Below are 10,346 nucleotides of genomic sequence, written 5' to 3' on the forward strand. Positions count from 1 at the left end.
TGAAATGGACACTTCTGTGCAGAAGAAGAAACTCGGTTTAAAGGATCGCTACGCAGCGATGACCCGCGGTCTTGGCTGGCAGACCAGCTACCAGCCGATGGAAAAAGTGTTTCCGTACGACAAGTACGAAAGCATAAAGATCCACGATTGGGATAAATGGGAAGACCCCTTCCGCCTGACCATGGACGCCTACTGGAAATATCAGGGCGAGAAGGAAAAAAAGCTTTACGCCGTCATCGACGCTTTCGCGCAGAACAACGGGCAGTTGAGCATTTCCGACGCGCGCTATGTCAACGCACTCAAGGTGTTTATCCAGGGTGTGACACCGCTGGAGTATATGGCACACCGAGGTTTTGCCCACGTTGGTCGGCATTTTACGGGTGAAGGGGCGCGTGTTGCTTGCCAGATGCAGTCCATCGACGAGCTGCGTCACTTCCAGACCGAAATGCATGCTCTCTCGCACTACAACAAGTATTTTAACGGCCTGCACAACTCCATCCATTGGTACGACCGGGTCTGGTATTTGTCGGTGCCCAAGTCATTTTTTGAAGACGCGGCCACCGGTGGACCGTTCGAGTTTCTTACCGCGGTGAGCTTTTCGTTCGAATATGTGTTGACCAACCTGCTGTTTGTCCCCTTCATGTCGGGTGCTGCTTACAACGGGGACATGTCGACGGTCACCTTCGGTTTTTCGGCGCAAAGTGACGAATCGCGCCACATGACACTCGGCATCGAATGCATCAAGTTCATGCTGGAACAGGATCCGGACAACGTGCCCATCGTGCAGCGCTGGATCGACAAGTGGTTCTGGCGCGGCTATCGGCTGTTGAGCATCGTGGCCATGATGCAGGACTACATGCTGCCCAACCGGGTGATGAGCTGGCGCGAGAGCTGGGAGATGTACGTCGAGCAGAACGGCGGCGCGCTGTTCAAGGATCTGGCGCGTTACGGCATCCGCAAGCCCAAGGGCTGGGACCAGGCTTGCGAAGGCAAGGACCACATCAGCCATCAGACCTTCGCCGTGTTCTATAACTATAACGCCGCGGCCCCCATCCACACCTGGGTTCCCACAGAAGAAGAAATGGGGTGGCTGTCGGAGAAGTACCCCGAGACGTTCGACAAGTATTACCGTCCGCGTTGGGACTACTGGCGCGAGCAGGCCGCCAAGGGCAACCGTTTCTACAACAAGACGCTGCCGATGCTCTGCACTACCTGCCAGATTCCGATGATATTCACCGAGCCTGGCGACGCAACCAAGATCTGCTATCGCGAGTCGGACTACCTCGGCGACAAGTATCACTTCTGCAGCGACCACTGCAAGGAGATTTTTGACAACGAACCCGAGAAGTTCGTGCAGTCATGGCTTCCGCCGCAGCAAGTGTATCAAGGAAACTGTTTCAAGCCGGATGCCGATCCGACCAAGGAAGGTTTCGATCCCTTGATGGCCTTGCTCGACTACTACAACCTGAATGTAGGCCGGGACAACTTCGATTTCGAGGGGTCGGAAGACCAAAAGAACTTTGCTGCCTGGCGTGGAGAGGTCTTGCAAGGAGAAGCCAAATGAGCGTTGTTGCCCTCAAACCCTACAAGTTCCCGGCACGAGACGCGCGCGAAAACTTTCCGGCGCCGTTGCTGTTTATCGGCTGGGAAGACCATCTGTTGTTTGCGGCACCTGTTGCCTTGCCCCTGCCGTCGGACACGTTGTTCGGTGCGCTGTGCACCCAGGTGTTGCCCGGCACTTATGGCTATCACCCCGATTTCTCAAAAATCGACTGGAGCCAGGTGCAGTGGTTTAAGTCCGGCCAGCCGTGGCATCCCGACCCAGCGAAGTCGCTGGCTGAAAACGGTCTGACGCACAAAGACGTGATCCGCTTTCGCACGCCTGGCTTGAACGGTCTGAGCGGTTCCTGCAATTGAGATTGCGTCATGGCAGCGCAATCACACTGCAGCCGAAGTTACAGGCCGCGGTGTGATTGGCCTCCGGCGATTTGAACAATGACCTACCAACTCAACATTCAGCCCCTGGGTGCCACCATTGAGGTGGAGGAAGGGCAAACTATACTCGACGCGGCCTTGCGCCAAGGCATTTACATTCCGCACGCGTGTGGTCACGGGCTATGTGGAACCTGCAAGGTGCAGGTGTGTGACGGAGAAGTCGATCTCGGCGATGCGAATCTCTTCGCGCTGATGGACTTCGAGCGCGAGGAGCGCAAGGCGTTGGCCTGCTGTGCCACCTTGCTCGATGACACGACCATCGAGGCCGACATCGAGGAAGACCCGGACGCCGAAGTCATCCCGGTCGAGGATTTCAATGCCGAGGTGACACGCATCGAGCAACTCACACCGACGATCAAAGCCGTCTTCCTGAGACTCGATCAACCGATTCATTTTCAGGCGGGTCAGTACGTGCAACTTGAAATTCCCGAGTTGCGCCAGACACGGGCGTTTTCCATCGCCAATTCACCTGCGGACGTCGCAGCAACGGGAGAGATCGAGCTCAATATTCGCCGGGTTCCGGGAGGACAGGGCACGGGTTACATCCATGAACAACTGGCGGTGGGGAACATTCTGCACGTGACGGGTCCCTATGGCCGGTTTTTCGTGCGCAGGTCAGCCGACCAGCCCATGGTTTTCATGGCAGGTGGTTCAGGCCTGTCGAGCCCTCGGTCGATGATTCTCGACTTGTTGCAAAGCGGATGGAGCAAGCCTATCACTCTGGTCTATGGCCAGCGCAATGAGGCAGAACTGTATTACGACGACGAGTTCCGCGAGCTCAGCCAGCGGTATTCGAACTTCAGCTACGTGCCGGCGCTATCGGAAAAAGCAGAAGGTGCGACGCATCCCTTGGCGCAGGGTTTCGTTCACGAGGTCGCCAAGGCTCATTTCCAGAACAACTTTTCCGGCCACCAAGCCTATTTGTGCGGGCCGCCGGCGATGATCGACGCCTGCGTCACGACCCTGATCCAGGGCCGGTTGTTCGAACGCGACATCTATTTTGAGAAGTTCATTTCCGCAGCCGACGCCCAACAAGTACGCAGTCCGCTTTTCAAGAGGGTGTGATCGTGACTACTCAGGACGGGAAGGTCTACGTGACCGTCAAGCAGACCGGCGAGCGTTTCAGCTGCGCTCTCGGTGAGTCTCTGCTTGCCGGCATGGCACGCCTTGGGCGTCGCGGCATACCAGTTGGTTGCCTTAGCGGCGGGTGCGGGGTGTGTAAGGTCGCAGTGTGCAGAGGCAGCGTGCGCAAAACAGGAGCAATGAGCCGTGCGCACATTTCCGAGGCGGAAGAAGCGCAAGGTGTGGTGCTGGCGTGCCGGGTGGCGCCCACTGATGATGTAGAACTGGAGGTGGTCGGCAAGATGCAAAAGCCCTTTTTCAAAGGGTTGAGCTTTCAGGTAGCCCAAGATTCAACGAAATAAGCCGAAGGAGATAGACCATGGGTGTGATGCGAATCGGCCATGCCAGTCTGAAAGTGATGGACATGGCGTTGGCAATCAAGCACTACGAAAACGTCCTGGGAATGAAAAGGACGATGGAGGACGAACATGGAAACGTGTACCTCAAGTGCTGGGACGAATGGGACAAGTACTCCGTTATTCTGACGCCGTCCGATCAAGCAGGGCTCAACCATGTCGCCTACAAGGTTGAGCACGACGCCGACCTAGACGCGCTGCAAAAGCGTATCGAAGCCTATGGCTTCAAGACACAAATGCTCCCCGAAGGTACCCTTCCTTCGACCGGTCGTATGCTGCAGTTCAACCTGCCGAGCGGACATGAGATGCGTCTGTTTGCGACGAAGGAATATGTGGGCACCGGAGTCGGAACGACCAATCCTGACCCGTGGCCCGATGACGTCAAGGGGGCAGGCGCCCATTGGCTGGATCACTGCCTATTGATGTGTGAACTCAATCCGGAGACGGGCGTGAATCGGGTGGCGGAAAATACCCGGTTCATGAAGGAATGCCTGGACTTTTATCTGGCTGAGCAAGTTATGGTAGGTCCGGATAGTAGCATTCAGGCTGCAACGTGGATGTTCCGCACGTCCACACCGCACGACATCGCTTTCGTAGGTGGGCCTCGCAATGGCTTGCACCACATTGCCTTCTTCCTCGACTCGTGGCATGACGTACTGAAATCGGCTGACGTCATGGCCAAGAACAAGGTCAAGATCGACGTGGCGCCGACTCGCCATGGGATTACCCGCGGGGAGACGATCTATTTCTTCGATCCAAGTGGGAATCGCAACGAGACCTTTGCCGGCCTGGGCTACCTCGCTCAACCTGATCGGCCTGTGACGACCTGGACGGAAGAGCATCTCGGCAGCGGCATCTTCTATCACACCGGTGAGTTGGTCCAGTCATTCACCGAGGTTTACACCTGACTGCCACGCAGGAGATAGCACATGACTCAGGCTGACTCACTTCATAGCGTCGAGGCGCGGCTGATCAACTGGCCTGCGGCTAACCGCGTCGTCGAGGCAGCTGCGCTGCACGCGCAGCGCCTCGGCGTATGCGTGAACATCGCGGTGGTCGATGTGGCGGGGAATCTTGCCGCGTTTCTGCGCATGCCTGGAGCGCCGTTGCACTCCATCGAGATCGCCATCGACAAGGCATACACGGCAGCCAGTTTCGGCTTACCGACCAGTCGGTGGAGTGAGGCCTTGCTGAGTCATTCCGAAGCGGTCCGCCAAGGCATCGTGCGAAGGCCCCGCTTCATCGCCTTCGGCGGTGGTTTGCCGATTGTTGAAAGTGGCCATCGCATCGGGGGTATTGGCGTGTCTGGCGGTACCGAAGAGCAGGACGAGCACTGTGCGCAAGCCGGATTGAGCCTGCTAGGTCTAACTCAAACCTGAATCTTTCCGGAAAGTCGACTGCCGCCGCGACCACATTTGCCTAACAAGGAAGTTTACTGAAACATCATGCTGATTACCGATCCCCAAGCGACCGCGAGCACTGGAAACCAGTCCGGCGCTCGTGCTAAAGAAATCCACAACTTCATCAACGGCGAATATGTGCCGGGTCAGCGTTGGTTCGAGAAGCGCTCGCCGTTGAACAACGCGGTCATTGCCAAGGTGGCCGAAGCCGGCCGTGCCGAAGTCGACGCGGCGGTGGCTGCGGCGCAGGCCGCGCTCAAGGGAGCGTGGGGGCGCATGAGCTTGGCCCAGCGCGTGGAAGTGCTGTACGCGGTGGCCGACGGCATCAACCGTCGTTTTGACGACTTCCTGGCCGCTGAGGTAGAGGACACGGGCAAGCCTATGAGCCTGGCGCGGCATGTGGACATTCCGCGTGGGGCGGCCAATTTCAAGATCTTCGCCGACGTGGTGAAGAACGTGCCCACTGAGTTTTTTGAAATGCCTACACCGGATGGTGTCGGGGCGATCAACTACGCCATGCGTCGACCGGTCGGGGTGGTCGGGGTGATCTGTCCATGGAACCTGCCACTGCTGCTGATGACCTGGAAAGTCGGCCCAGCGCTGGCCTGTGGCAACACCGTTGTGGTCAAGCCCTCCGAAGAGACGCCGCAGACCGCTGCATTGCTGGGCGAGGTGATGAACGCGGCGGGCGTGCCGCGAGGGGTCTACAACGTCGTGCACGGCTTCGGCCCCAACTCCACCGGCGAATTCCTCACCACCCACCGCGGCATCAACGCCATCACCTTCACCGGTGAAACCCGCACGGGTGCGGCCATCATGAAGGCCGCGGCTGACGGTGCGCGCCCCGTGAGTCTGGAGATGGGCGGCAAGAACGCTGCCATCGTGTTTGCCGACTGCGACTTCGACGCCGCCATTGAAGGCACGCTGCGCTCGTGCTTCGCCAACTGTGGCCAGGTCTGCCTGGGTACCGAGCGGGTATATGTCGAGCGCCCCATCTTTGATCGTTTTGTCTCCGCGCTCAAAAAAGGCGCTGAAGGCATGCAGCTCGGCCGCCCGGAAGATCCGGCCACCGGCATGGGCCCGTTGATTTCGCAAGAGCATCGTGACAAGGTGCTGTCGTATTACAAGAAGGCGGTTGAAGCGGGCGCGACGGTGGTGGCGGGCGGCGGTGTACCCGATATGCCGGACGCGCTCAAAGGCGGCGCGTGGGTACAGCCCACCATCTGGACGGGCTTGGGCGACGACTCGGTAATTGCCCGCGAGGAGATCTTCGGCCCTTGCGCGCTGGTCATGCCATTCGACAGCGAAGAAGAGGTGATCCGCCGTGCCAACGATAACGACTACGGCCTGGCCACGGCGATCTGGACCACCAATCTGTCGCGTGCGCACCGCGTGGCGGGGGCCATCGAGGTCGGCATTGCGTGGGTGAACTCCTGGTTCCTGCGCGATTTGCGCACGCCGTTCGGCGGGGCCAAGCAGTCGGGTATCGGGCGCGAGGGCGGAGTCCACTCGCTGGAGTTCTACACGGAACTCAAAAACGTTTGCATCAAACTGTGATCATGGACAAAACTCAAATCACCCAGCTTGGCGACGCCCTGTATCAGGCACTGACCACGCGAACCGTGCTCGATCCGCTGACCGAGCGCCACCCCGATATGACGATCGAGGACGCCTATCACATTCAGCAGCGCATGATCGAGCGTCGTGTGCAGGCTGGTGAAACCATCATCGGCAAGAAGATCGGCGTCACGTCGGCGGCCGTGATGAACATGCTTGGCGTGTATCAGCCGGATTTCGGCTACATGCTCGACGGCATGATCTACAACGAAGGGCAGTCGATCGAGATCGGCACGCTGATTCAGCCCAAGGCCGAAGGCGAGATCGCGTTCATCCTCAAGAAAGACCTGATGGGGCCGGGGGTGACCAACGTGGACGTGCTGGCGGCGACCGAATGCGTGATGCCGTGCTTTGAAATTGTCGATTCGCGCATCCGCGACTGGAAGATCAAGATTCAGGACACCGTGGCGGACAACGCCTCCTGTGGCGTATTCGTGCTGGGTGATCACGCGGTCGATCCACGCAAGCTCGACCTGACGCTGTGCGGCATGGTGATGGAGCGTAATGGCGAGATTATCGCCACGGGCTGCGGCGCGGCGGCACTGGGCTCACCGGTCAACGCCGTGGCCTGGCTTGCCAACACGCTGGGGCGTCTGGGCATTGCACTCAAGGCGGGCGAGGTGATCTTGTCCGGCGCGCTGGCGGCGATGTTCCCGGCCAAGGCGGGCGACAGCTTCCGCGTCAGTATTGGTGGTCTGGGCGGTTGTTCGGTCCGGTTTCACTGAACGCGCCTGGCCAGGCACCACGCCCGGCCGTTGTCGGATGCCGTGCGTAAAAGTCATTTTTATAGGAAGGACAAGGTCATGAAAAAGATCAAATGTGCGCTGATCGGACCAGGCAATATCGGCACCGATCTGCTGGCCAAGCTCAAGCGCAGCTCGGTGCTGGAGCCGGTGTGGATGGTGGGCATCGACCCGGAATCGGAGGGGCTGAACCGAGCCCGTGAGCTCGGCATCAAAACCACGGCGGAAGGTGTCGACGGGCTGCTGCCGCATGTGCTGGCCGATGGTGTGCAGATCGCGTTTGATGCCACCAGTGCATATGTTCACGCGGAAAACGCGCGCAAGCTTAACGCGCTGGGCGTGATGATGATCGATCTGACGCCGGCGGCAATTGGCCCGTACTGCGTACCGCCGGTCAATTTGAAAGAGCACCTGGGCAAACGCGAGATGAATGTAAACATGGTCACCTGTGGCGGGCAGGCCACCATTCCGATGGTCGCTGCGGTCTCGCGCGTGCAGCCGGTCGCTTACGGAGAAATCGTCGCGACCGTATCGAGCCGATCGGTGGGGCCCGGCACGCGCAAAAACATTGACGAATTCACGCGGACCACGGCCGGCGCGGTGGAAAAGGTGGGGGGCGCGAGGAAGGGCAAAGCCATCATCATCATCAACCCGGCGGAGCCTCCGCTGATGATGCGCGACACGATTCATTGCCTGACCGAAACCGAGCCGGATCAGCAAAGGATTGCCGAGTCCATCCACGCCATGATCGAAGAGGTCCAGAAGTACGTGCCCGGTTACCGGCTGGTCAACGGCCCGGTGTTTGACGGCAAGCGTGTGACGGTCTTCATGGAGGTGGCGGGCCTGGGGGACTATCTGCCCACGTACGCCGGCAACCTGGACATCATGACCGCTGCCGCGGCCCGGACCGCCGAGATGTTTGCCGAAGAGATGATTGCCGGCAATCTCACGCTCGAACCGGTTGTCGCTTGAGCCGTCAAGGAGAACAGAGATGAACCTGCAAGGAAAAAAAATCACCGTCCACGACATGACGTTGCGTGACGGCATGCATCCGAAGCGCCATATGATGACGCTGGAGCAAATGAAAAGCATCGCCTGCGGCCTGGACGCAGCCGGGGTCCCCCTGATTGAAGTCACGCACGGCGATGGCCTGGGCGGCTCGTCGGTCAACTATGGCTTTCCGGCCCACAGCGATGAAGAATATCTGGGGGCCGTGATCCCGCTCATGAAGCAGGCCAAGGTCTCGGCTTTACTGTTGCCGGGCATCGGCACAGTCGACCATCTGAAGATGGCCAAGGAGCTTGGCGTGCACACCATCCGGGTGGCTACGCACTGCACCGAGGCTGACGTGTCGGAGCAGCACATTGCCCTGGCGCGCAAGCTTGAGATGGACACGGTGGGCTTCCTGATGATGGCGCATATGAACAGTCCTGAAGGGCTGGTCGGGCAGGCAAAGCTGATGGAGTCGTACGGCGCCAACTGTGTTTACATTACCGATTCGGCTGGCTACATGCTGCCCGATGATGTCAGGGCCCGCCTTGGCGCGGTGCGTGAGGCGCTCAAGCCGGAGACGGAACTGGGCTTTCACGGCCACCACAACCTGGCGATGGGGATCGCCAACTCCATTGCGGCCGTTGAGTGTGGCGCCACCCGCATCGACGCCGCCTCGGCTGGTCTCGGTGCGGGTGCGGGCAACACGCCGATGGAGGTCCTGGTCGCCGTATGCGACCGAATGGGGATTCAGACCGGAGTGGATGTGTGGGCCATTCAGGACGTGGCCGAAGACCTGGTTGTGCCGATCATGGACTTCCCCATCCGGATCGACCGCGACTCGCTCACCCTGGGTTACGCCGGGGTCTACGGGTCGTTCCTGCTGTTTGCCAAGCGCGCCGAGCGAAAGTATGGCGTACCGGCGCGCGAGATCTTGGTCGAGCTTGGGCGCCGGGGCATGGTCGGTGGCCAGGAAGATATGATTGAAGACACGGCCATCACGCTGGCCAAAGCGCGTGCGTCAAAGGCGCAGAAGGTGGCGGCATGAAACTGGATCGCACCACCATTGCGCGCCTTGCAGAGCACCTCGAGAACTGCGAGCTCCACGCGCAAGACACGCTCAAGATCACCGATGAGCATCCCGAGATGGATTGGGATGACGCTTACGCGATCCAGGACGAGATTCGCCGCCGCAAGCTGGCCCGCGGCGGGAAGATCGTTGGGCTCAAAGCGGGGCTGACCTCGCACGCCAAAATGAAGCAGATGGGGGTTGAGAGCCCTGTCTTCGGCTTCATGGCCGACTATTACGCGATCCCCGATGGCGGCACGTGCAAGACCGAGGCGCTGATCCATCCCAAAGTCGAGCCGGAAATCGCCTTTGTTACTAAAGCGCCGTTGAAAGGCCCGGGCTGTCATATCGGAGCGGTGCTGGCGGCGACTGACTTCGTGATGCCGGGCATCGAAGTCATTGACTCGCGCTACCGCGATTTCAAGTTCGATCTCAAAAGTGTGGTAGCGGACAACACGTCGGCCGCACGCTTTGTTGTGGGTGGGCGCGCACTGCCAGTGTCTGAGGTGGATCTGCGCATCGTCGGCATCGTGCTGGAGAAAAACGGTGAGCCGGTTGCGTTCGGGGCGGGCGCCGCGGTGCTGGGCCACCCGGCCGCGGCGATTGCGATGCTGGCCAATCATCTGGGCGCGCGTGGCGAGGAGATTCCGGCGGGCAGTTTGATTCTGTCAGGGGGGATCACGGAGGCCATTGCCGTGCGAGCGGGGGATGCCATCGCCCTGCGGGTGCAGGGGATGGGCAGCACCGGTTTGCGCTTCGTTTAAAGGAGATAGCCATGCCGATTGCGCAGCTGTACATCATCGAAGGCCGCGATGCGGAAAAGAAGGAGCGGCTGATCGCCGAGGTCACCGAGGCGATCCATCGCGCGATTGATGCGCCGGTGGAGTCCATCCGCGTGCTCATTACCGAAATGCCGAAAGAACACTTTGGAATCGCGGGTCAAAGCGCCAGGAAACGAGGGCGTTAGGACGTTGTGTGTTTGGTGTGTTGAGGGCCAGTTGGCCTTAGAGGCCAGTTCAAAAAGGCTGCTCCGTACGCCTGAAGATGTTCCAGC

Annotated in this window: 12 protein-coding genes; all 12 read left to right on the forward strand. The window is 59.6% G+C overall.

Features of this window, described 5'->3' with window-relative positions; translation table 11 throughout:
* The first annotated feature begins 4 nt into the window (after positions 1-4).
* The 12 genes from ACSHSS_RS23420 to ACSHSS_RS23475 all read left to right on the forward strand — a co-directional run bounded on the left by ACSHSS_RS23420 (position 5) and on the right by ACSHSS_RS23475 (position 10,259).
* Positions 5-1,564 carry an aromatic/alkene/methane monooxygenase hydroxylase/oxygenase subunit alpha gene (locus tag ACSHSS_RS23420; RefSeq protein ID WP_011516094.1) on the forward strand — a complete coding sequence of 520 codons (1,560 nt, stop codon included), beginning with the start codon at positions 5-7 and terminating at the stop codon, positions 1,562-1,564.
* Complete coding sequence (locus ACSHSS_RS23425) at positions 1,561-1,917, forward strand: phenol hydroxylase subunit P4 (RefSeq protein ID WP_011516093.1); 357 nt, start codon at positions 1,561-1,563, stop codon at positions 1,915-1,917. Before ACSHSS_RS23420 ends, ACSHSS_RS23425 begins: the two co-directional genes overlap by 4 nt.
* A 78-nt stretch (positions 1,918-1,995) precedes the next feature.
* Entirely contained in the window at positions 1,996-3,060 is a 1,065-nt protein-coding gene (locus ACSHSS_RS23430) for an NADH:ubiquinone reductase (Na(+)-transporting) subunit F (protein WP_011516092.1), read from the forward strand.
* 2 nt (positions 3,061-3,062) lie between these two features.
* Positions 3,063-3,419: a 2Fe-2S iron-sulfur cluster-binding protein gene (locus ACSHSS_RS23435; protein WP_011516091.1), complete on the forward strand. Its 357-nt coding sequence runs from the start codon at positions 3,063-3,065 to the stop codon at positions 3,417-3,419.
* A 17-nt stretch (positions 3,420-3,436) separates the two neighbouring features.
* Positions 3,437-4,381 (forward strand): catechol 2,3-dioxygenase, encoded by a 945-nt coding sequence (locus ACSHSS_RS23440; RefSeq protein WP_011516090.1) that lies wholly within the window; start codon positions 3,437-3,439, stop codon positions 4,379-4,381.
* A 21-nt stretch (positions 4,382-4,402) separates the two neighbouring features.
* Positions 4,403-4,852: a GlcG/HbpS family heme-binding protein gene (locus ACSHSS_RS23445; RefSeq protein WP_011516089.1), complete on the forward strand. Its 450-nt coding sequence runs from the start codon at positions 4,403-4,405 to the stop codon at positions 4,850-4,852.
* A gap of 66 nt (positions 4,853-4,918) precedes the next feature.
* The gene (locus tag ACSHSS_RS23450; RefSeq protein ID WP_066132407.1) at positions 4,919-6,430 is read left to right on the forward strand and encodes a 2-hydroxymuconic semialdehyde dehydrogenase; all 1,512 of its coding nucleotides are present in this window, start codon (positions 4,919-4,921) and stop codon (positions 6,428-6,430) included.
* 2 nt (positions 6,431-6,432) lie between these two features.
* Complete coding sequence (gene dmpE / locus ACSHSS_RS23455) at positions 6,433-7,215, forward strand: 2-oxopent-4-enoate hydratase (RefSeq protein ID WP_029310117.1); 783 nt, start codon at positions 6,433-6,435, stop codon at positions 7,213-7,215.
* Between the two features lie 78 nt (positions 7,216-7,293).
* Entirely contained in the window at positions 7,294-8,205 is a 912-nt protein-coding gene (locus ACSHSS_RS23460; RefSeq protein WP_011516086.1) for an acetaldehyde dehydrogenase (acetylating), read from the forward strand.
* Positions 8,206-8,224: 19 nt separating this feature from the next.
* Positions 8,225-9,271, forward strand: a complete 1,047-nt coding sequence (dmpG, locus tag ACSHSS_RS23465) for a 4-hydroxy-2-oxovalerate aldolase (protein WP_011516085.1) — start codon at positions 8,225-8,227, stop codon at positions 9,269-9,271.
* Positions 9,268-10,056, forward strand: coding sequence for a 2-oxo-3-hexenedioate decarboxylase (gene dmpH / locus ACSHSS_RS23470; protein ID WP_011516084.1), 789 nt, complete (start codon positions 9,268-9,270; stop codon positions 10,054-10,056). Before dmpG ends, dmpH begins: the two co-directional genes overlap by 4 nt.
* A gap of 11 nt (positions 10,057-10,067) precedes the next feature.
* Positions 10,068-10,259, forward strand: a complete 192-nt coding sequence (locus tag ACSHSS_RS23475) for a 2-hydroxymuconate tautomerase (protein WP_011516083.1) — start codon at positions 10,068-10,070, stop codon at positions 10,257-10,259.
* Positions 10,260-10,346: the final 87 nt, after the last annotated feature.

The sequence above is a fragment of the Burkholderia sp. BC1 genome, from assembly GCF_052683555.1.